Below are 19,582 nucleotides of genomic sequence, written 5' to 3'. Positions count from 1 at the left end.
TTGTAGTTGTTGAGCCCAAACTTCTCGGTCGAAAACTGAGTGATGATTGGTGTGGGATCATAAAAAAACTGTTAACAATATTTATCAATGAGTTAGTTAATTCACACGCTATCTGGAACCCTCCGATAAATCGAGTTTCCGGCCCGAAAGTTACCATCTTTATTGTTTATCATGGCAGATTCAAAGCGATAGAATGCGGCCTATACAGTCGTGTTTCGATTATTTCGACGGGTAATATCCCAAGTCTGGCATTGTCTCGATGTGGACTAATTTACTTTATTAGTCTACCATGGGAAATGGCATGATTAAGCCGTACCAAGGGATAACATCACCATGATGGCAGCAGAAAAGAAATCTCAGGCCGACCTGAACCGCATGAGCGTTAAGGGCTTGAAAGCGGTTATGAATATTCTGGAAAAATGGGGGTGCTCGCCTGAGCAGACGCAGGCCATTCTCAGGCTCCCGCGAGCAACGTTCTACCGATACCGCAGTAACCCTGATAAAGCCAAACTGGACGCTGACCAACTGACGCGACTGAGCTATCTGCTGAATATTCACCAAGCTTTGCGCATCGTGTTTGAGAACAAGGACAACGTGTACCAATTTATGAGCAAGAAGAACCACAACCCTTTTTTCAATGGCAGAGCGCCGTTAGCCGTTATCGAGACTGGCGATTTTGGGGCTCTTTATGAAACCTACAAGCGAATCGATACGCTTCGCGGAGGACTTTGGTAATGGGTATCGCGCTGCCAGCGACGATACTAACGAACCAGAAGGGTTACCGGTTGGTCAACTCCAGACTGCCCACCATACAACTGTTCGATGACGTGGCAAACGCGGAAGACTTTGAGGATCTTTACGATCTGCAAGCCCTTACCAACCCCAGACTTACAACTCAGGTAGGCAAACTGGCCTATATCAACACTCAGGATATGCCTTGGGGCATACCTGGCTGCTCCTATGCTGTTGCGCCTTTCACTCACGTTTCACCGAATGGAAGCCGTTTCAGCAATGGTGATTACGGCATGTTGTATCTTGCCGATACGATGGATACCGCCATCAAGGAAGTTGCCTATCACCAGCAGGCCTATATTTCTAACGTTGAAGGACTGGCGTTTGACCGACTAATTTTCCGGGGTTTGTCATGCGTTTTTTCGGGCGACCCGATTCACGATGGAACCACGGTCGAGCAAAGCCATCCGATCTATGATCCTGGCTCCTACACGGATTCGCGGGCAATGGGAGCAAAGTTGCGGGCCGATGGGTCGGAAGGAGTTCAGTATTGGTCTGTCCGTGCGCCAGGGCAAACCTGTTGGGGGTTATTCACGCCGAAGAATGTAGCGTCCATTGTGCAGACGACCCACTTTGAATTTATCATCGATGGGCGATCTATTGTGGACATTCGTAAGCTCTCGAATCCTGACGAATATTTTCAAGAAGTGAGTTAGGCCGCGCCGACTTTCAAATACCAAATTCAAACTAATTAGCCCCGCACTCCAGGGTTTTATAGTCGTTTGAGTACCAACTTTATCATGCTCCCACAATGAGTTTTTTTGGCGCACTGGCGTGTGAAATAAAAGCATATTGCGAGATGGCATCCGGTCGGGCCTATCAAAAAACGATAAGCCCGATCGTGACAGCAATTATTCAGACTACTTTTATTACATCGCCCTTTTCAGCTCACCATAGTCACCATCGGTGCGAAGCACCAGTGTGATGTCATTATCGTTGCGATTGCGGAAAAACCAACCGTGGTTGCCGGTAAACGCTGCCTCCAGTTCGCCTTCATCTTCCGGCACACCACGGCCCTTCTCATAGGAGATAGACTGGCCGCCGCCATCACCGTGGGTGTCGAAGTTGACAGGGCCGCCTTCGGATACCCAGGCGAATCGGGCAACGGCTCCTTCTTGCATAGTGAGCTTGAACTCTGTGCCTTCGCCCGGGGTGAGGACAACACGGACTTCGTCCTGCCATTCAGGTTCGGCGGCCATTGGCGGGGCAGGTTGCTCCACTTTTTGCGCGGTCTCAGGCTCAACTTCAACTTCAACAACCGCGGCTGTCTCGAAAACAGGCTCCACGGCCTCTGGCTCAGCCTCATTGATGGAGGGTTGCACCGCAACCATCTGTGCGGCTTCTTGCGCGAGCTGTTCCTTGATTTCACCTATCTCTGTCAAACCCAGCAGGCGGCCAGCGCCTGTGGGGTCCAATGCGTACTCGGAGGGCATCACCACGGTTACCAGCAGCAAGAGCGCTACGATGGCGGCGATGGTGGTGGACCGAATCAGCTGCGCGGAGCTGGGTAATTCGCTACGTGAGGGCATATCTGTGTTGTACATAAAAGATCTCCAGAATTAAGCGACAAAATAGCCGGTGAGCTGATAACCGATGAGCAGGAAGCCGGCGCTCATCATGGCCACGTTGGCGGTATAGGCATGGCGGAAAAAACCATCGGTTTTACGCCAGTAGCTCATGACGATGAGGATCATCGCCAGGGCTAAAAGCTGGCCGATTTCCACACCCACATTGAACGCGAGCAGGTTCGGTATTAGCCCATCCGGAGAGATGTCGTACTCAATGATTTTCGTGGACAGACCAAAGCCGTGGAAGAAGCCGAAGATCAAGGTGGCGGCCTTGGTGTTGGGCTGGAAGCCGAACCAGCGCTGATACGCGCCCACATTATCCAGTGCCTTGTACACCACCGACAGCCCAATGATGGCGTCAATAATGTAGCTGTTTATGCCGACGTTAAAGTACACGCCCAACAGCATGGTGGTGGAATGCCCCAGCGCAAACAGGCTTACGTAGATTGCAATGTGCTGCATGCGGTAAAGGAAGAAAATGACCCCCAAAAGAAACAGCAGGTGGTCATAACCGGTGACCATGTGTTTGGCCCCGAGATAGATGAACGCAATGAGGTTTACCCCGGATATTTCCTGGATGTACCCCTTGTCTCCCTGGGCAATGGCATGGGCCAGCACCTCGGCGCTCATTCCGAGCAAACCCAGTGTCAGGAATACCCAGATCAGACGGCGACCGCCGGCGGCGGTGCGCGCACGCCAATGGCCGTCAAACAAAGTTGACAACATAACGACTCCAATTAATTTCGTTTAAAAAGCTGCGGTGCAGCGAGGCTTAAACAATCAGAGAGGTTTTTGGCGGGCGTTCGAGCCGATAACGAAAGCTGCGGGGAGAATCTCCGGCGTAGGGTATAGGCAGCCGGAGTGAGATTGAATAGCCAGGGATGAGGCGGGTCGTCAGGCGATCCGCGGATTCGTGGCTGTGATTGCCCGCGTCGTGATGCTGGTGACTGTCTGACTTTTCGTCAAAATCGTCGTGGCTGTGTGAATGATTATCGTGACCCGCTGACACAAACACACTTAACTCTGCAATACCGTGAGATGACGCCTCACCAACGGCCGAGAGGGACATGCCAGCCAGCGCAAGCAGCAGGGCAAAAAGTGGAATCAATTTTTTACGGTGGGTCGCCGTAACCATAGGTGTCCGTTCTTTAGTCAGGCTATTGGATTAATTCGGTGAGAGAGGATAGCATCCCCCCTAGGGGGATAGGAATTAAATATGGCGAATGACCAAACGCACCACTCGCATCCGCAGATTGTTAAACGCCTGAAGCGGGCTCAAGGTCATCTGGGTAGCGTGATAGGAATGATTGAGGCAGGGCGATCCTGCCTGGAACTGGCGCAGCAGCTCCATGCTGTGGAAAAAGCCATTCAACAGGCAAAGCGGGTGTTGGTACAGGACCACATTGAGCACTGCCTGGATGATGCGATTGGCCCGCTGGAACCGGAACAGAAAAGCCGTGTTGATGAGTTCAAAGCCATTGCCCGTTATCTTTAAGCGTTGTTGGGTCATGCTTGATAGTCTGAAACACCGAACGTACTGGCACCTGTTCTTCGCTCGTTAGTGGTTCTGCTGAGCACCGGGAAATTAACAGGTTTGAGTTCAGAGGGTTTTCATTTGGCCTGGATAATCACAAAATACGCCATTACAGCTCTGCTGGTGGTTTTGATCTCAGAAGTGGCGAAGCGCAGTGATAGGTTGGGCGCATTGATTGCGGCGTTGCCGTTGGTAACGGTATTAGCCATGATCTGGCTTTACCTGGAGCATCAACCAACTGAAAAAATCAGCAACCACGCCTGGTATACCTTCTGGTATGTTTTGCCCACGTTACCGATGTTTCTGGTTTTTCCGTTCCTTCTGTCGCGGCTTGGCTTCTGGGGGGCTCTTGCGGCAAGTGCCATTGTCACCGTGGTGTGTTTTAGCGTCCTGGCTGTCGTCATGAAGCGGTTTGGCATTATTTTGTTATAGCCATAAAACTTTAGGTAATTCTGCGGTCGCGGAAGCGTATTCATCTCCTTCCCACTTGATTTACACGTTGGTTGTGTTAGATTTGGCGCTCTTTGGGGAGTAGCCTGCTTCCGGTATTCGGAAGAGTTCGCGTCAACATACCTGGCCAAATGCCATGGTGCGAACACCTCTCGGTTGGCGAGACCATCGATATATCCATGCCTGATGGTCGGGCGTGTCGATATGTCGTGGACTCAACGCCCGGCCGGAGAACATCGAATGAACCCCATAGCCCTTCTGTTGTTGGCTCTTTCAATGTCTACTGATGCGTTTGCAGTAGCCATATGCAAGGGAGCAAGCCTTAAAAATCCCCGGTTCTTCGAAGCGCTAAGAATGGGCCTCATTTTTGGATTAATTGAGGCCATCACTCCCCTTATCGGTTGGTTAATCGGTAATATCGCCGCGTCTTATGTGGATATTTGGGGTCACTGGATAGCGTTCGCGTTATTGGTGGCTCTTGGCTTACACATGCTCTATGAAGGCCTGAATCCATGTAGGGAAGCGATAGAAAAGCCCTCTAGACATTCTTTTCTCAAGATCGCTTTGACCGCATTTGGCACCAGTATTGATGCAATGGCAGTGGGTGTAAGCCTGGCATTTGTAGAGGTGAACATATTTCTGGCCGCTGGGTTAATTGGCCTGGCCACAACGGTAATGGTTACGTTAGGCGTTATGTTGGGACGAGTGGTGGGTTCACTGTTCGGCCAGAAGGCTGAAATTATGGGCGGCCTGACACTGATTGCCGTTGGCGCATGGATCTTGTCAGGCAATCTTTAACTGTCAGCCATTAATCTATCCCACGCACTTGGGTGGCAGCGCCGTTAGGAATGCGATGGGCAGGTTTCAACTTCCACTGTCACATGTACGAGCGACGAGTGGCCGGTTTGGATTCGGTCACGGTAATGGCCGGGAGACTGCGGATAGCGGGCAACAATCGCGACAATCGCGGCGTACAGATTGGGTCCAATCGACCAGACATGGAGATCACTCACACGCGTATCGTCACATTCCACCGTACGTTTGATGTCCTGCATGATACTTGCTTGCTGTTCGTCGAGTAATACACTCGCAGTGGTCCGCAGTAGGCCCCAAGACCAGCGGGTGATAAGTATGGCTCCAACAATGCCCATAACCGGGTCCATCCAGTTCCATCCCGCATATTTGCCGGCAAGCAGGGCTATGATGGCCAGGAGAGAGGTGAGCGCGTCGGCCAGCACGTGGAAATAAGCCGCTTGGCGATTATGATCGTGATGGCTGTGGTGATGGTGGCTATGTGATTCATCTTCATGATGGGCGTGGCTGTGATCATGATCATCGCCGAGAATCCAGGCCGAGACGCCGTTTACGATCAAACCTATAACCGCAACAAAAATAGCGCCGTTGAACGAAATGACAACCGGATTCATAAAACGGTCGACGCTTTCGATCACCATAAAAAGCGCGAATCCAGCTAAAAGTATGGCACCGGTGAATCCTCCCAGTGCATTCACCTTGCCGGTACCAAAACTGAAACGTGCGTTAGTGGCGTTCTTCCTGGCGTACGCGTATGCGAACGCAGCGATGCCCAGCGCTGTCGCATGTGAGCCCATGTGTAGACCGTCGGCAAGCAGTGCCATGGAGCCATACACCAAGCCGGCCGCAATTTCCCAGACCATCATCACCAGAGTCAGTCCGACGACGATTAATGTGCGCTTTTCGCCAGACCGCTTCTGGTCTTGCCCAAAAGCGTGGTCATGGTGCCAGTTTGAAATATCTTTTTCATGCATATGTTCGCGTCCTGATAATACTTTTGGTTGAGTAGGGAGCCACGGCGAGCGCGTTTACTTGAGGTAGGTGCGAATGACGTCCATCAGTTCATTGGCACCCTGATTGCGCTCGGCGTCGCTTGTGATATCGGGATTAGCGACGTGCATCTGCATATGGTCTTCCATGACTTCGGCCATAAGACCATTCGTGGCACCGCGGACGGCGGCGATCTGATGTAATACTTCACCGCAGCCTTTATCTGTATCAAGGGCTCGTTCCAACGCTTCAACTTGGCCCCGTATACGGCGCACGCGGCCCAGCAACTTGGCTTTGTTATGTGTGATATGGCTCATGGGTAACCAGTCAAAATTATAGGGTAGGGGGGTATTGTATAATAGACGACAGAAAAGAGCTATAAATGTAAGTTGGCAATGAAACGATGAACAACCGTTCGAGGGATGACGCACTGATTTTCCGATGCCAAGTTAACTATCAGCTGACCTCTTCGCCCAGGCCGTATGACGCGGACAAGGTTGAGCCCCCTATACAGAGAGAGCAAAGGCTCGGCCAAAAAGCTTTTATGCAGGTTCCAGAATCAGCAATGACTCCGCCGGTGGGCACGGGCAGATAGCCGGGCATCAGGGCGGAGTACGAGGAGATAAAAGAGGTGCCAAGCGGCAAAGTTCGGCGTATCAAAATTGGTACCGTTTCACGCTTTCGGTTTGATCGGTGGCGGTGAAAGCCAGTACGTCGTATCTGTCCTGCCGGCCAGTTTCCGTTCCGGGAGTGCCATGCGGCATTCCCGGAACGGAAATTCCGATTGTCTTGTCACCATGCGGGTGAGTTGCCCTGATGCTGATGTGGCATCAAGAATTGAGTCTCTGGGCAATTACTGGTTTCTGAGTTAACCCGCCGGAGGACGGAATTTGCCACCTTGAGACGTCAGAAATCGACGCTGATACCCACATAGGCCGTGCGAGGCAGGTTGGGTCGGGCGCCATGGGGGCTGCGGGAAACGATTTCCTGGTCATCGAGGACGTTATCGACCTTGGCATAGACCCGGGTGGATGAGTTCAGGGCGTAGCTGCTGGAGAGGTCCACCACGGTGTAGTCGTCGGTTTTACGGAATGTGTTATCAGTGCCTGAGCGGTCACAGCTGTTGTTAATGCAGGTTTCGTCAACATACGAGATATTGACGTAGGCATCCCAGAGGTTGCCATCGCGCAGGCCTGCACGCACAGATACGACATTTTCGGGCAAGTCTGCCAGGTTGTCGCCCTTGCGCACGCTACCATCGTCGCTGTCTTTGGTGACTTCGGCATTGGTGTAGGTCCACGTGGCCTGCACCGGCGCAGTCAGACCATTGGCGAGCGTGAACTCAGAGGCGGCCAGCAACTCGATGCCCTGAATCTTCGATTCTCCTTCGCTGACTGTCCCGGAATCAATGATCTGATTGCCGGCGCTGCAGGGATTGGCGATGGAGCAGTTTCTCACGGTATTTTCATAATCGCTGTAGAACACGATGGCTTCGGCACGCAAGCCATCATCGTTATATCGTGCGCCAGCCTCGAAGTTGGTGCTCAACTCCGGCTCCACGTTGGTGCCGCCGGAGCCGGCGGGCGCCATGCCGCGGTGCACGCCACCGATCAGGGTAACCGTCGGGGTCAGACGGTAGGTTGCGCCAAGACCGGGCAGCACTTCGCTGGTGTTGTTGCTGGCAGTTTCGGTTTCACTGGCGGATGTGCGCTCCGAGGTGCTCCAGCGAGTCTGCGAGGTTTCAATATCTTCATAGCGCAGCAGGGCGGTTAAGGTCAGGTCGGGGTTAATGGCGATCCGGTCCGCGAAGAACAGGTTGAGGGCCTCGGCCTCGTCGATGCGGTTATCACCGCCGGTGGGTGCGATCTGTTCAACAAACTCGAAGGCCGGGCGGCCGTTGTTGATGACCTGCTCATAGCGATCCTTAGGCTGGAAGCGATCCGCTTCATCTTCGTGCACGCGGGCACCAATGGTAATGTCGTGGCGCATACCCGCCAGTGTAAGGCCATAGTCGGCTTTCACTTCGATACCTTGGGACAGGTACTCCCGTGCGCCGTTGGTCAGTGTGAACGGGCCAACGGGCTCGGTACCCTGCAGCTGGTTGTAGGCAGTCTGGTCGCCATTGTTGGCGGCTTCAATCAGGTTATTGAAGTTGCCTTTGTACCAGTTGCGCTTGAACTCGTTGCGGTAGATCGTGGTGGTCAGTGACAGGTCTTCAGTCAGTTCCACCAGATGCCTGGCGGAGTAGCCCTTGTGACGGTTGTCCATGTTATCGAGCTGGGACAGGAAGTAACGCTTGTTCGGGTCACGCCTGAAGTCGTCGTCGGTTAGCCCAAGGTAGGTTTCGTTGCTCAGTTCCTCACTGTACTGGAACTTCAGATCGAGCTGGTGGTAAACGTCAGCGGAGGCGTCGGAATTAAAGCGCGCCTTGGCAACGTAGTCCTGCTTTTCGAAACCGGTATCACGGCTGGATTGTTGCAGTTCTTTGAAGCCGTTTGTTTCGTCCTGGAAGGTTTCGATCACGAATCCGGCGTTGTCGGTGCTGTTGCCGTACCAGCTGTGAATGCGTTTGCCTGCATTTTCCGAGATTTCGGTCGTTACATGACCAGCTTCCGATGAGGGAATTGGTGTTGAACGCAGGTTAATGGCTCCACCCACCGTATAGGGGCCGTAACGCAGCAGGTCTGGCCCTTTCAGAACCTCGATTCCGTTCATTCTGCCGAACGTTGGTGAGTAGTAAGCCGCTGGCGCCGAATAGGGCGCCGGAGCGATCATCACGTTATCTTCCATCAGTGTGATCTTGGAAGAGCGGCCGGAGCCTGAGCCACGAATGCCGATGTTCGGGCGCAGGCCGTAGCCATCCTCTTCCTTCAGGTAAACCCCTGGCACCTCTCGCACGGCTTTGTGAATGTCCGTGTACTTCATGGTTTCCAGGTCTTCGCTGGTAACCACATGGGCGGAACCGGGCAGGGCGGATGCGGACGCATCATCACCGATGATGACCAGTTCGTTGAGGCTATGCTCTTGGGCCATGGTCGGCACAGAGGCGGAAAGGATCGACAGTGCCAGAAGGTTTCGGGAAAAAAGCGCAGACATGTTGCTCTCCTGTTACAACGGGTTAAAATCAGAGGGGCAACTATACGAATGTTAATCATTAACAACAAGCACTAATTCTTATCTTTTGGTTTCGCGTATTTGCCAATCTGTTGCCGTGTGTTTAACGGAGCTGGAACGAGACCGGCAATTGGAAGCGGAAAGTCTCGCTGGTCATGTGATCTGGTACTGGCGGAAACGGTGACGCCTCTTGCAGCATATTCAGCGCCGCGTCATCCAGTATGCGGTGGGATGAGCCTTGTAACAGGCGATAGTTCAGGAGTCGACCCGCCCGATTAAATTCGAACACTACGATAGGCGTTCCCTCCAGGCCCAGTCGCCGGGCACGACGCGGATAGTCCCGGTAGGCGCTCAAGTGGCGCACGAGCTGGGCAAGGTAGCTGTCCGTCTGCAGCGATGCCCCGGCGCGCAGCTGTTTTTTTGTGAGCTGGGCTGGCGTTGCTACTTTTTCGGATAGGTCAGTAACCGCTTTTTCCGCTGGCTTGGTGCTGGTTTTTACAACTGGCTTGCTTGCTTTCTTAACCGGGACAGGGACACTTTCTGGCTCTGGCTCTGGCTCTGGCTCTGGCTCTGGCATCGGGTCGGGTTTGGGCGCTGGTTTTTTGAGTGGAGGTCCGGCCTGTTGTTTCGGTTCCGGCCTTGGAGCTGGTTCGCCTACTGGTTGCGTAGCCGATTCCGGTTCGGATGCCCGGTCGGCCAGTGTAATGCGAATCGAACGCGTCTGGTCGGCTGGGTCCTTACCCTCGGGGATCGTGATCAGCGGTTGTGCCGTGGAAAGTGCCGTGAATAGTACGATAAGCAGTATCGTTCCCGTCAGGCCGATTGCTGCCAGCAGAATAAATAGATGCGTCCGTGTACTCATGAGCCGGGCTGGACCAGTAAGACAATGTCCTTGTAGCCACCGCTTTCCAATCGCTGAAACAGTTTTTCCATAGCTGCCATTGGCATGGAGCGGTTGGCTCCAATGCGCAAAGGCGTTTCGTTATTGGGTGGGGGCAGCAAATGCAGTAATTGGGCTTCGGTGATTGACTGGCCATCAACGAACCAGTCACCGGAACTTTTGACGACCAGATCCGCCCGGGGTTTTGTGGGCGTTTGCTGAGCGCTGGAGCCCGGAAGGTCGGGCAGGGATGTGGAGCTCATCTGGCCTACCGCGATAAAAAACATCAGCAACAGGAAAACCAGATTGATCAGCGGCAACAGGTTGTCCTCCACCCGGGACAGCAGTGTTTTTTCGCTACCGGCAATCGGAACGGTCAACGTCGTCGATTGAGCATTGCCTAACAATCTCACGATTCACTGCCCCTCACGATTTGATGACCCGGTTGCGCGCATCCAGTGAACGTCGATACCGGCGCTTTTCAGGGCGCTCAGGCTGGTCGTGAAATTCGCCAGCGAAGCCTCCCCAATTGCTTTCAAGTTCACTTCCCCAGTCCCGTTCTCAGTAAATTTCCTGACCATTGCGGGGATTGGCAGACGTTGCCCACGCCAGCCCAGCGTGCCATCACCGTAGAGTGTCATTTCCGAGATTGACTCGCCGCCGGTGGCTGACCCCGTTGGCGTGGTGGCGTTGTCCAGCAACAGATGCTCCACGGGCAGCAGCCGGGTGGTCAGCATGAAGAACACCAACAGGATAAACACCACATCAATCAGCGGCGTCAAGCGAATCGGTAGCGGCCGGGCCGGGCGGGGTTCAACCAGTTGCATAGGTGGCGTCGCGTTGAGCCGCCCGGGGCTCTGCAGTTACCGCGGGCGCTGGCTTCTCTGTTGATCGAGCCCGGGTTTCGCGAACCTCAATGGGCGTGGTAATCACCCGCACCAGGGTGTCATTGATCATCAGGTTCAGCAGACGCAGGCGGAATTCCGCCCAGGCGGCAATGGCCGCAAAAGGAATCGCTACAACCAGCCCCGCCGCGGTGGTGGTCAGTGCTTCGTAGATACCGCCGCTGAGTTGCGAGGCATTGGCCTGACCTTCGGCCACCGACATGGCGCTAAAAGCAGACATCATTCCCATTACCGTGCCCAGCAAGCCTAGCAGCGGCGCCAGTGCAGCAATCACTTCGATCACCTTCAAGGGTGCCTCGAATGGTTTCAGCACCTGCTGGGACTGGCGTGCCAATTCTTCACGCACGTTTGTTCCATCGCGGCACTCAAGCATGGTGGTCATCGCCACGCGAATTATCTGTGGCAACGGGTTGCATCGGGCAAGCCAACCCGAGACATCGTTCAACGATTCAACACAGTGCCGTGACGGTTGCTGTTGCCACTGGTTGAGGGTTTTTCGCAAGCGTGAAGTCAGGCGAGGTGCGAAGAGCGCACCGGTGATAACCAGATAGAAGAACGCCACCAGGCCAAGAACCGCCAGTCCCAGCAGTGCCCACATGACGGGGCCGCCCATCTCGGTCAGTTGCTGAAGGGGATTTAGGGCCGCTCCGCTGAGGTCCGTAGTGAGGGAATTCATGATGATCTGGCTCCGCAACAGGTAAGAGTGCGAATGATAACGATTGATATTACATTAGTCTAGTTGTGAACACCTTAGAACCCGGAAACCCTCTACGGAAGCAAGATGATGCTATTAAAGTCAGGGCCGCCCGAGTTCCGTCTTCTTGCTTGGCGTCGCTGTATCGCTCCTGCTGGAGGCCGCGGCTTATCATCGGAATTTCAGTCAGCCAGACCTGCCTGCTTATCCGGCTGATATTGTCTAGTGCCATTGGTTAAATCCGATTGCCGCTGTGGATGCGCTGGCACACATTTCACCGTTGGCGGGGGTGTTTTCCAGCAGCGACCACCTGCAAACCGTCACGGCACTCGCGGCAGCTTATTCGGCTTGTCAGGAAAAGACTGGCGAGTTTGTTATCAGGTCAAAAATAAAGCGTAAGCGCCAATAAATCAGCACCTGTTTTGCCCAACCTGACCGCGCCACACTGATTCCATCGTAACAACCACGAGGAATCAGCGATGACCACTGAAGACCGTCACCAATACTGGCAGCAATGCCTCATCGATTGGCAAGTATCTAGTTTGTCGGGCGCAGCCTACTGTAAGCAACACTCGATAACCTACCATCAGTTTACCTACTGGCGACGCAAGCTTCTGGAAGACGATCTGAATCAGCAACAGGGTAGCGCAGGGTTTACCCGCGTGACGGCGATTGAGCCCCGGCCCCTTATCACGCATCCGGAATTGACCCTGACGCTGCCCAGTGGTGTCGTGATCACAGGTCTCCACGTCGGTAATGTGGATGTATTGGGTGCGATCCTGAGGCAGTTGTGATGAAGACGCGGTATCTGCGTCCAGCACGGGAGATGCCGGAGATTTATCTCTATCGCGCACCGATCGACTTCCGCAAACAGGCCAACGGCCTGGCGCTGCTGGTCGAACAGGAACTGGGGCGCAGCCCCTTTACCGGTGCGCTCTACGCCTTCACCAATCGGCAACGTAACAAGATCAAGTGCCTGATGTGGGAGGACAACGGTTTTGTGCTCTATTACAAGGCGCTGGCCGAGGAGCGGTTCAAGTGGCCGAGCCCATCGGATGAGCTGATGGCACTGACCGGCGAGCAAATTAACTGGCTGTTGGATGGCTATGATATTGCTTTGTTGAAAGGCCATAATACCCTGCATTATGACGCCATTGGGTAGTCAAATATCGTGCTTCAGGGTGTTGTTTTTGCTATACTTTCTGCATGAAAACAACGCCTGAAACACCTATGACGACACCCGATTTCAGCGGTCTCTCTACCGCTGGAATGACGGCTGTTGTCGAGGAACTTCAGCAAAAACTCGCGGCTAAAGAGATTGAACTCCAGCAACGCGATAAGGCTCTTGAACAACGAGATAAAGTGCTTGAGCAGCACGCAAGCGTTATCCAGAGCTGTCATACCCGCATCCAGCTGCTTGAAGAACTGCTGCGTCTGAAGAGAATCCAGCAGTTCGCAGCCAGCAGCGAAAAGTTGGCCCATCAGTTCCACCTGTTTGATGAAGCGGAACTGGAAGCTGAAATCGACGCCCTGCGCGATCAACTGCCGGACGACGTCGAGGAAGATGACGCGCCTCGCGCTTCCCGCAAGCGCCGTCAACGCGGGTTCTCCGATGTTCTGCTGCGTGAGCGTATCGAGCTGACCCTCAGTGATGAAGAAAAGGTCGGCGCAAGCAAAGTGTTCTTCACCAAGGTGAAGGAAGAGCTGCAGTTTATCCCGGCCCAACTGAAAGTCCTGGAGTACTGGCAGGAAAAGGCCGTGTTCGAGCAAGACGGTCAGGAACGCATCCTTGCCGCCCAGCGCCCGGTTCACCCGCTGGGCAAGTGCAGCGTCACCACCTCACTGCTGGCGTACATCATTACCTCCAAATACGCCGATGGGCTGCCACTGTATCGCTTGGAAAAAATGCTCAAGCGCCTGGGACATGAGGTCAGCCGTACCAACATGGCCCATTGGGTCATCCGGCTGGAAGACGTGCTCAAACCCCTGATCCACCTGATGCGGGAGGTTCAAAACAGCAGTGACTACCTGCAAGCTGATGAAACCCGGATACAGGTGTTGAAAGAGGACGGCAAAACCGCCCAGTCCGACAAATGGATGTGGGTCACCCGCGGCGGCCCGCCGGATCAGCCATCAGTGTTGTTCGACTACGATCCGTCCCGTGCCGGCAGCGTTCCTGTGCGCCTGCTCGACGACTTCCAAGGCATCCTGCAAGCAGATGGTTACTCCGGCTATGGGCAGGTGTGCCGTGCCAACGCAATCACTCGGATCGGTTGCTGGGATCATGCCCGCCGTAAGTTCGTCGAAGCGTCCAAAGCGGCACAGGGAAAAGGCAAAGCCAAGAAAGGCATTGTCGCCAAAGCCGATGTGGCGCTGAGCCATATCAACAAGCTCTATGCGATCGAACGCCAGATCAAAGAGTTAAGTGATGCCGAGCGCCATCGCATCCGTCAGGCCAAAAGCCTGCCGCAGCTGGACGCGCTCAAAACCTGGTTGGAGGCCAACGTTCACAAAGTGCTGAAAGGCTCGCTGACCCGCAAGGCCATGGAGTACACACTGAACCAGTGGACCTGGTTGGTGGGATACTGCGATCGAGGCGATCTGCAGATCAGCAATATACTGGCTGAGAACGCCATCCGCCCGTTCGCAATTGGTCGCAATTATCCGTGGTTCTCGATTATGGAAGGTTGCCTAAGACAAATCCCACCAAGTCGCTATTTTTCAGCGCTATAAACGGCTCACTGCGCTGACTTGCCATACATAATTCTCGGTGCTTTCTTTGTAGCTCTCTACCATCACGAAGGAGAGTTGCCATGCTTGATTCTGCATATTCGAAGCATGTACAGAGAACGAGTGAGTGGTTCGCCGGTACAGTACTTGGTTCCAGTGAGGATCCTTACGTTAAATACCTTGCCGAGCGCGGTTATGCTTCTGGCACCATCGAGGGATATTCCAGAAGTGTCGCGCATTTTGCTCACTGGTCCAGAGGACAAGATGTCCATCTCTCAGACATGGGCGAAGCGTTAGTTAAACGCTTCATTGACGAACACCTGCTGGTGTGTCGATGCGCAACTCGGTGCCGACGTGCGCGTAAGGAAGTCCGCGCCGCACTCGGGCATTTACTTAAGATGCTCAGAAGCAATGGTCAATGCAGACCAAAAATATCTGTAGTTCCTGCTCCTATCGCAGCGCAACTAGAGGATTTCGAACAGCATCTTGCCGATGTGAGAGGTCTGGCTCCGACCACCCGTTTGGCCCGGGCACGCCATCTGCGCGATTTTCTCATCGATAGTTTTGGCGCTGGGCCAGTGCAACTGAGCTTACTTGGGCCGGCGGATGTGATCCGCTTCTTCGCCCACTACACAGCAGCATGGGCACCCGCGTCGATTAGTACAGCCACTTCGTCGCTAAAAACTTACTTTGCCTTCAGAGCAAGTCAAGGAGAGCAGACGGCAGCGTTGATTGCCAGCCTTCCTCAAGTCGCACAATGGCGTCTTTCTGGATTACCGCAGGTACTCTCCACCAAGGAGGTGGAGCAATTTCTCAATGCCTTTGATCGCCGCCATGCAACGGGCAAGCGCGATTATGCGATAGCCCGTTGCCTTCTCGATCTGGGCTTGCGTCGAACGGAAGTGGCTCGCCTGCAGCTTGACGATGTGGATTGGCGAGCAGGAACGCTTTATATCCACGGTAAAGGTAGGCGCATCGATATCCTCCCGCTACCAGACGCAACCGGCCGAGCGATCGCACAATATTTGCAGGATGGTCGGCCACAAACGACTCGCCGTGAGCTGTTTGTTCGACATCGCCCACCACTCAACGCCCCGGCCGATCCGGATATCATACGCAATGCCATACGTAATGCAGCGCAACGCTGCGGTCTTGGACACCGCATTCGAGGCACGCACATCTTGCGGCACACACTGGCCGGTCGACTGGTGCACAGCGGCGCCAGATTCAAAGAAATCGCCGACCTGTTGCGCCATCGCAGCCTCGACACCACGACAATCTACGCCAAAGTCGATATTCAGGCGCTAGCACAGGTGGCCCTGCCGTGGCCTGGGAGGAAGTCATGAACACGCCAGAAACATTTGCCCCCACGGTAGAGGCATACCTGAATTACCGGCGGCAGGCAGGGTTTTTACTGAAGATTGAGGGTGAGCAGCTAGAGCGTTTCGCGCGCTTTTCCGAACGCATCGGCCATCAGGGTCCACTGACAATTAAGCTGTCTGAGCAGTGGGCCTGCGCTTCACGCCAGCACAAACGGATCACTGCCGCCCGGCGTATCGAAGTGTTGCGTCCCTTTGCTCGATACTGCCTACAGTTTAATCCTGCGACCGAGATTCCACCCCGTGGGCTCTTCGGGCGTGCTCATCGTCGGCTGACACCGCATATTTATACGGACGCCGAAATCTGCGCGTTGTTGGAAGCCTGCGCCTCTCTGCCCCCGTCGGGTGGTTTACGGGGTGCCAGTTGCGCCACGATCTTCGGACTTATCGCCTCAACAGGTTTGCGGATCTCTGAAGCTACCGGGTTACAGCGCCCGGATGTAGATCTCGAGCACGGATTGCTGCATATCCGGAATGCCAAGTTCGGTAAGTCACGCTGGGTGCCATTGCATTCCACCACGACAAACGCGTTGCAAGATTACGAACGTCTGCGCGATAACCATCCTCTCGCCGCCAATACCAAGGCGTTCTTTGTATTTGATTATGGCCGGTCCGCGTCGATCTCTAGTGTGGAATATGCCTTCAAGTTATTACGACAACAATTGAAGTGGCGTTCTCGTGGTGATCATCCTGCGCCACGCATCCATGACCTTCGGCACTCGTTTGTCTGCCATAACCTTGAGCGCTGGTATGCGCAAAACATCGATATCGAACACCACATTCTAGCGTTATCTACCTACCTCGGACACGCTAAGATCACCGATACCTACTGGTACCTGACGGCGACACCCGAGTTGCTGGCCAAGGCGGCCTTGCGTCCCGAACTTTACCAGGGAGAGCTATTATGAGCGCGCCAGCACCGTTAAGTTTTCCATGTCTATTACAGCGGTTTTTCGTACAGCGGCTGATGCAGCAACAGCAGGCAAGCCCGTGTACCGTTGCGGCCTATCGTGACAGCTTCCGATTACTACTTGAATTCGCCCATCGGCGGCTAGGGAAACAACCCAGCGACCTGGTGCTTGATGATTTGAACGCGGGTCTTATTTTGGATTTTCTCCAGTACCTCGAGGTGGAGCGCCATAACTGTGTTCGTAGCCGTAACGCACGCTTCGCCGCGATCCGGTCCTTCATGGCGTACGTTGCTTACCAAGAACCTTCAGCTCTTGCCATTGCGCAATCAGTGCTGGCAATCCCGATGAAGCGCTTCGAGCACCCGTTGGTCGGATTCCTCTCACGCGAGCATATGCAAGCCATTATCGCGGCACCGGATCAAAACACCTGGACGGGACAACGTGATCGAGTAATGTTCGCCACGCTCTACAATACCGGAGCCCGTGTATCCGAGCTGACTGGGATGCTGGTGGGTGATCTGGTTCTTGACCCCAGTGCTTCCTCCATTCACATCCGCGGCAAGGGACGCAAAGAGCGCGCGGTGCCATTGTGGCCAAATACGGCCGCACAGCTCAAACGCTGGCTGCGAGAATCCCCACGCTCCTTCGAGCAACCGCTTTTTCCGAATAGATCCGGCGGCCATTTGACACGCATTGGCTTGACCGAGCGATTGAAACTAGCGGTTAAATGCGCCGCCAGACAATATCCTGAACTAGCAAAGCGACGGGTATTTCCGCACCTGATTCGGCATTCCATCGCCATGCATATGTTGCAGGCTGGGGTTGATATAACCGTCATTGCGCTGTGGCTCGGTCATGAAAATCTATCCACCACTCATCAGTACATCGAAGCTGATCTTGCGATGAAAGAACGAGCGTTAAAGAGCCTGCAAGCGCTTCCCCTCGCCCCATTACGATACCGGCCATCGGATAGCGTCCTGCGGTTCTTACAGAGCTTGTGATTATGCATGGTTAACAGGGACATTAAACCGTAAGGAGATATAGGATAGATGTTGTTTTGTTTGGTTATTATCGAACAAAACAGCATCCATTCTGGCATATCGTCCATGTCTCTAGGCGCAACCTTCCATAATCGAGAACCACGGATAATTTCGGTTATGGTCACGTTTCCATAATCGAAAGGCCTGGCTGTTCTCAGATACCTCGCGGGGCGCTCGTGCCAGTGCTACCTGTTACTCGCTAATCGAGACCGCAAAAGCTAACGGCTTGGAACCCTCAGCTTATATCCAGTATGTGCTGGAACGCATTGCTGACGCACAGACACTAGAAAAACTTGAACAGCTACTACCGTGGAATGCGGAGCTGGAGCAGGCTCCAAAAAAGTGACTCCGTTCGACTAAGTGCAAGAGGGTCGATTTAGCGGCGCTTACAATAAAGCGGCTGTGCGTGCGCGATTGCAGACCGAGGAGCAGGGTGGTTGTTGGTTTGCCGAGATTCAGGATCCGCCAAGCCAGAATTGGCATTTTCCATAGTAAAGAACATGATTAGGGTTGCTGCTGCAATAATTTTTTTCTGTATTGAATTCTATTTTCCAAATTATCGAAATTGATTTAGTGATTCAGTTTGGTTTCAGGTTTGTATGTTGTAATGCTTGAGCTTTAGGTGCCACCAGCACGGAATAACGGTGCAAATGGTTCCGGAGTTTTTGCGTTTTTGGGTTTTATTTGCCGCAGGAGCCATCCTGCGGTATTTTTCTATTCTGTTTGGAATCTCTGAGGTACGCACTTCCTTCTTGTGGACTTAGGAAGCTTTGAAGAACTTTTCAAAATTAGCGATAGTAGGGATGCGCACGGCCAGATAGCCGGGCATCGGCGGAGTACGAGGAGAAAAGAGCGATGCCAAGCAGCAAAGTTTGGCGTATCAGAATTGGTACCGTTTCACGCTTTCAGTTTGGCCGGTGGCGGTGAAAGCCAGTACGTCCTAGCTTTTCTTCCGGGGCATAAGGCAAGAACCAGCCATGCTAAGTGAGGCATGGCTGGACAGGTTTATTACGATTTCTGGTGCCTGGAGTCTTGAACACCCATCTGTTCTGCATGATTCGAACCCGATGAATTCGAATGATTCTTATATTCAGCTTTATCCATTTTTATGTGTATGTTTTTATGCTGCATATGCAACATTTTAGGGCTAACGGTCTCGACTGTTTTGTTTGGATAGCTTCGCGCCTCGTTAAAGCGATCCGCCAAACCAGAGTTGGCATTTGCGGTCATTGAGAACAAAGCTGTAATTGCAGTCGCGATAATGATCTTTTTCATGTTGAACTCCTTGCTCTGAATTACTGTTCGTTAAATCGTAATTCAGATTGGTTTCAGGTTTATATGTTTTTCTGCTCATCTCTCAAGGTGTCAACAGCGCGAATTAAATAGTGCTAACGACCCTTGAGATTTTTCGAATCAATCTAACCCTAGGAGTTATCCTGCGGTGTTTTTTTGATCCTGCTCCAATGCTCGGTGGAAGGCTCTACCTTTTTCCGTCATCATATCAAGCCGAGCTTCCATACCCACTTCAGACATTCCGTACAGCGTCATTTCTTTATGAAGACGTTGCATGTCTTTGTTCTCGAGCACCTCGGTCTGCGTCGCGTCCTTATCCATGCCGCTGTGCATCGAATTCATTTTTTTGTGCATTGATGTCATATTACTGTGCATTGAGCTCATATCGCCTTGCATCGAACCGCCGTTCTTAGTGTCTTGCTGCATGTTGCCAGCAAAAACTGCGGTAGATAAAGTGATTGCGGCTAAAAATACAATGGGTGTTTTCAT

22 protein-coding genes, 3 pseudogenes and 1 riboswitch are annotated in these 19,582 nt (G+C 53.3%); of the genes and pseudogenes, 12 read left to right on the top strand and 13 right to left on the bottom strand.

Going from position 1 to position 19,582, the window contains the following annotated elements; all coding sequences use genetic code 11:
- Positions 1-333: 333 nt before the first annotated feature.
- Together MIH19_RS10755 and MIH19_RS10750 are read left to right on the top strand one after the other, a co-directional pair.
- Positions 334-735, top strand: coding sequence for an MbcA/ParS/Xre antitoxin family protein (locus MIH19_RS10755; RefSeq protein WP_249008845.1), 402 nt, complete (start codon positions 334-336; stop codon positions 733-735).
- Positions 735-1,448, top strand: coding sequence for an RES family NAD+ phosphorylase (locus MIH19_RS10750; protein ID WP_249008844.1), 714 nt, complete (start codon positions 735-737; stop codon positions 1,446-1,448). The genes MIH19_RS10755 and MIH19_RS10750 overlap by 1 nt, the downstream gene beginning before the upstream one ends.
- A gap of 213 nt (positions 1,449-1,661) precedes the next feature.
- Here the strand turns inward: MIH19_RS10750 and MIH19_RS10745 are convergent, their stop codons facing one another.
- Genes MIH19_RS10745 through MIH19_RS10735 form a run of 3 tightly spaced genes read right to left on the bottom strand, consistent with a single transcriptional unit; the run spans position 1,662 to position 3,495 of the window.
- Entirely contained in the window at positions 1,662-2,336 is a 675-nt protein-coding gene (locus tag MIH19_RS10745) for a hypothetical protein (RefSeq protein ID WP_249008843.1), read from the bottom strand.
- A 15-nt stretch (positions 2,337-2,351) separates the two neighbouring features.
- A complete protein-coding gene (locus tag MIH19_RS10740; RefSeq protein WP_179888212.1) occupies positions 2,352-3,086 on the bottom strand; it encodes a HupE/UreJ family protein in 735 nt (244 codons plus the stop codon).
- A gap of 46 nt (positions 3,087-3,132) precedes the next feature.
- Positions 3,133-3,495 carry a hypothetical protein gene (locus tag MIH19_RS10735; RefSeq protein WP_249008842.1) on the bottom strand — a complete coding sequence of 121 codons (363 nt, stop codon included), beginning with the start codon at positions 3,493-3,495 and terminating at the stop codon, positions 3,133-3,135.
- A gap of 81 nt (positions 3,496-3,576) precedes the next feature.
- Here MIH19_RS10735 and MIH19_RS10730 point away from each other — a divergent pair, with 81 nt between their 5' ends.
- The 3 genes from MIH19_RS10730 (at position 3,577) to MIH19_RS10720 (ending at position 5,142) form a co-directional block, all read left to right on the top strand.
- The gene (locus tag MIH19_RS10730; protein WP_249008841.1) at positions 3,577-3,855 is read left to right on the top strand and encodes a metal-sensing transcriptional repressor; all 279 of its coding nucleotides are present in this window, start codon (positions 3,577-3,579) and stop codon (positions 3,853-3,855) included.
- 120 nt (positions 3,856-3,975) lie between these two features.
- On the top strand, positions 3,976-4,326 hold the full coding sequence (locus MIH19_RS10725; protein WP_249008840.1) for a DUF3147 family protein: 351 nt from the start codon (positions 3,976-3,978) through the stop codon (positions 4,324-4,326).
- A gap of 82 nt (positions 4,327-4,408) precedes the next feature.
- Positions 4,409-4,581: riboswitch (yybP-ykoY riboswitch) on the top strand.
- Positions 4,582-4,584: 3 nt separating this feature from the next.
- The gene (locus MIH19_RS10720) at positions 4,585-5,142 is read left to right on the top strand and encodes a manganese efflux pump MntP family protein (RefSeq protein WP_249008839.1); all 558 of its coding nucleotides are present in this window, start codon (positions 4,585-4,587) and stop codon (positions 5,140-5,142) included.
- A gap of 44 nt (positions 5,143-5,186) precedes the next feature.
- Here MIH19_RS10720 and dmeF read toward each other — a convergent pair whose 3' ends face one another.
- The 8 genes and pseudogenes from dmeF to MIH19_RS10680 form a co-directional block, all read right to left on the bottom strand.
- Positions 5,187-6,131 (bottom strand): CDF family Co(II)/Ni(II) efflux transporter DmeF, encoded by a 945-nt coding sequence (gene dmeF / locus MIH19_RS10715; RefSeq protein WP_249008838.1) that lies wholly within the window; start codon positions 6,129-6,131, stop codon positions 5,187-5,189.
- Between the two features lie 54 nt (positions 6,132-6,185).
- Positions 6,186-6,464, bottom strand: a complete 279-nt coding sequence (locus tag MIH19_RS10710; protein WP_249008837.1) for a metal/formaldehyde-sensitive transcriptional repressor — start codon at positions 6,462-6,464, stop codon at positions 6,186-6,188.
- 339 nt (positions 6,465-6,803) lie between these two features.
- Positions 6,804-6,935, bottom strand: a pseudogene (locus tag MIH19_RS10705) (DUF411 domain-containing protein); the annotation flags it as partial.
- 118 nt (positions 6,936-7,053) lie between these two features.
- Positions 7,054-9,243, bottom strand: a complete 2,190-nt coding sequence (locus MIH19_RS10700) for a TonB-dependent receptor (protein ID WP_249008836.1) — start codon at positions 9,241-9,243, stop codon at positions 7,054-7,056.
- 121 nt (positions 9,244-9,364) lie between these two features.
- On the bottom strand, positions 9,365-10,123 hold the full coding sequence (locus tag MIH19_RS10695; protein WP_249008835.1) for an energy transducer TonB: 759 nt from the start codon (positions 10,121-10,123) through the stop codon (positions 9,365-9,367).
- The gene (locus MIH19_RS10690) at positions 10,120-10,554 is read right to left on the bottom strand and encodes a biopolymer transporter ExbD (protein ID WP_249008834.1); all 435 of its coding nucleotides are present in this window, start codon (positions 10,552-10,554) and stop codon (positions 10,120-10,122) included. The genes MIH19_RS10695 and MIH19_RS10690 overlap by 4 nt, the downstream gene beginning before the upstream one ends.
- Positions 10,555-10,557: 3 nt before the next feature.
- Positions 10,558-10,968 carry a biopolymer transporter ExbD gene (locus MIH19_RS10685; protein WP_249008833.1) on the bottom strand — a complete coding sequence of 137 codons (411 nt, stop codon included), beginning with the start codon at positions 10,966-10,968 and terminating at the stop codon, positions 10,558-10,560.
- Positions 10,955-11,722, bottom strand: coding sequence for a MotA/TolQ/ExbB proton channel family protein (locus tag MIH19_RS10680; RefSeq protein ID WP_249008832.1), 768 nt, complete (start codon positions 11,720-11,722; stop codon positions 10,955-10,957). Before MIH19_RS10680 ends, MIH19_RS10685 begins: the two co-directional genes overlap by 14 nt.
- Before the next feature lie 497 nt (positions 11,723-12,219).
- Here MIH19_RS10680 and MIH19_RS10675 point away from each other — a divergent pair, with 497 nt between their 5' ends.
- The 7 genes and pseudogenes from MIH19_RS10675 to MIH19_RS10645 form a co-directional block, all read left to right on the top strand.
- Positions 12,220-12,534 carry an IS66 family insertion sequence element accessory protein TnpB gene (locus MIH19_RS10675; RefSeq protein ID WP_249008094.1) on the top strand — a complete coding sequence of 105 codons (315 nt, stop codon included), beginning with the start codon at positions 12,220-12,222 and terminating at the stop codon, positions 12,532-12,534.
- Positions 12,534-12,902: an IS66 family insertion sequence element accessory protein TnpB gene (tnpB, locus tag MIH19_RS10670; protein WP_249008095.1), complete on the top strand. Its 369-nt coding sequence runs from the start codon at positions 12,534-12,536 to the stop codon at positions 12,900-12,902. Before MIH19_RS10675 ends, tnpB begins: the two co-directional genes overlap by 1 nt.
- A gap of 44 nt (positions 12,903-12,946) precedes the next feature.
- A pseudogene (locus MIH19_RS10665) lies at positions 12,947-14,398 on the top strand (IS66 family transposase); the annotation flags it as partial.
- 155 nt (positions 14,399-14,553) lie between these two features.
- Positions 14,554-15,816: a site-specific integrase gene (locus MIH19_RS10660; RefSeq protein WP_249005994.1), complete on the top strand. Its 1,263-nt coding sequence runs from the start codon at positions 14,554-14,556 to the stop codon at positions 15,814-15,816.
- Positions 15,813-16,757, top strand: a complete 945-nt coding sequence (locus MIH19_RS10655) for a tyrosine-type recombinase/integrase (RefSeq protein ID WP_249005995.1) — start codon at positions 15,813-15,815, stop codon at positions 16,755-16,757. The genes MIH19_RS10660 and MIH19_RS10655 overlap by 4 nt, the downstream gene beginning before the upstream one ends.
- The gene (locus MIH19_RS10650; protein WP_249005996.1) at positions 16,754-17,761 is read left to right on the top strand and encodes a tyrosine-type recombinase/integrase; all 1,008 of its coding nucleotides are present in this window, start codon (positions 16,754-16,756) and stop codon (positions 17,759-17,761) included. Before MIH19_RS10655 ends, MIH19_RS10650 begins: the two co-directional genes overlap by 4 nt.
- Before the next feature lie 175 nt (positions 17,762-17,936).
- A pseudogene (locus MIH19_RS10645) lies at positions 17,937-18,146 on the top strand (transposase domain-containing protein); the annotation flags it as partial.
- A 662-nt stretch (positions 18,147-18,808) separates the two neighbouring features.
- Here MIH19_RS10645 and MIH19_RS10640 read toward each other — a convergent pair.
- Both MIH19_RS10640 and MIH19_RS10635 read right to left on the bottom strand, forming a co-directional pair.
- On the bottom strand, positions 18,809-19,075 hold the full coding sequence (locus MIH19_RS10640; protein WP_249008831.1) for a hypothetical protein: 267 nt from the start codon (positions 19,073-19,075) through the stop codon (positions 18,809-18,811).
- A 156-nt stretch (positions 19,076-19,231) separates the two neighbouring features.
- A complete protein-coding gene (locus MIH19_RS10635) occupies positions 19,232-19,582 on the bottom strand; it encodes a hypothetical protein (protein ID WP_249008830.1) in 351 nt (116 codons plus the stop codon).

The sequence above is a fragment of the Marinobacter sp. M1C genome (genome assembly GCF_023314135.1).
Taxonomy (GTDB): domain Bacteria; phylum Pseudomonadota; class Gammaproteobacteria; order Pseudomonadales; family Oleiphilaceae; genus Marinobacter.
The sequence above is the reverse complement of the archived record's forward strand: the minus strand, read 5'-3'. Positions and strand labels throughout refer to the sequence as shown.

Coding starts and splice junctions, on each gene's coding strand:
- MIH19_RS10750 (WP_249008844.1), top strand. CDS start 735: ATGGGTATCGCGCTGCCAGCGACGATACTAACGAACCAGAAGGGTTAC.
- MIH19_RS10680 (WP_249008832.1), bottom strand. CDS start 11,722: ATGAATTCCCTCACTACGGACCTCAGCGGAGCGGCCCTAAATCCCCTT.
- MIH19_RS10755 (WP_249008845.1), top strand. CDS start 334: ATGATGGCAGCAGAAAAGAAATCTCAGGCCGACCTGAACCGCATGAGC.
- MIH19_RS10695 (WP_249008835.1), bottom strand. CDS start 10,123: ATGAGTACACGGACGCATCTATTTATTCTGCTGGCAGCAATCGGCCTG.
- dmeF (WP_249008838.1), bottom strand. CDS start 6,131: ATGCATGAAAAAGATATTTCAAACTGGCACCATGACCACGCTTTTGGG.
- MIH19_RS10710 (WP_249008837.1), bottom strand. CDS start 6,464: ATGAGCCATATCACACATAACAAAGCCAAGTTGCTGGGCCGCGTGCGC.
- MIH19_RS10660 (WP_249005994.1), top strand. CDS start 14,554: ATGCTTGATTCTGCATATTCGAAGCATGTACAGAGAACGAGTGAGTGG.
- MIH19_RS10720 (WP_249008839.1), top strand. CDS start 4,585: ATGAACCCCATAGCCCTTCTGTTGTTGGCTCTTTCAATGTCTACTGAT.
- MIH19_RS10700 (WP_249008836.1), bottom strand. CDS start 9,243: ATGTCTGCGCTTTTTTCCCGAAACCTTCTGGCACTGTCGATCCTTTCC.
- MIH19_RS10675 (WP_249008094.1), top strand. CDS start 12,220: ATGACCACTGAAGACCGTCACCAATACTGGCAGCAATGCCTCATCGAT.
- MIH19_RS10735 (WP_249008842.1), bottom strand. CDS start 3,495: ATGGTTACGGCGACCCACCGTAAAAAATTGATTCCACTTTTTGCCCTG.
- MIH19_RS10730 (WP_249008841.1), top strand. CDS start 3,577: ATGGCGAATGACCAAACGCACCACTCGCATCCGCAGATTGTTAAACGC.
- MIH19_RS10655 (WP_249005995.1), top strand. CDS start 15,813: ATGAACACGCCAGAAACATTTGCCCCCACGGTAGAGGCATACCTGAAT.
- MIH19_RS10745 (WP_249008843.1), bottom strand. CDS start 2,336: ATGTACAACACAGATATGCCCTCACGTAGCGAATTACCCAGCTCCGCG.
- MIH19_RS10640 (WP_249008831.1), bottom strand. CDS start 19,075: ATGAAAAAGATCATTATCGCGACTGCAATTACAGCTTTGTTCTCAATG.
- MIH19_RS10740 (WP_179888212.1), bottom strand. CDS start 3,086: ATGTTGTCAACTTTGTTTGACGGCCATTGGCGTGCGCGCACCGCCGCC.
- MIH19_RS10685 (WP_249008833.1), bottom strand. CDS start 10,968: ATGCAACTGGTTGAACCCCGCCCGGCCCGGCCGCTACCGATTCGCTTG.
- MIH19_RS10650 (WP_249005996.1), top strand. CDS start 16,754: ATGAGCGCGCCAGCACCGTTAAGTTTTCCATGTCTATTACAGCGGTTT.
- MIH19_RS10635 (WP_249008830.1), bottom strand. CDS start 19,582: ATGAAAACACCCATTGTATTTTTAGCCGCAATCACTTTATCTACCGCA.
- tnpB (WP_249008095.1), top strand. CDS start 12,534: ATGAAGACGCGGTATCTGCGTCCAGCACGGGAGATGCCGGAGATTTAT.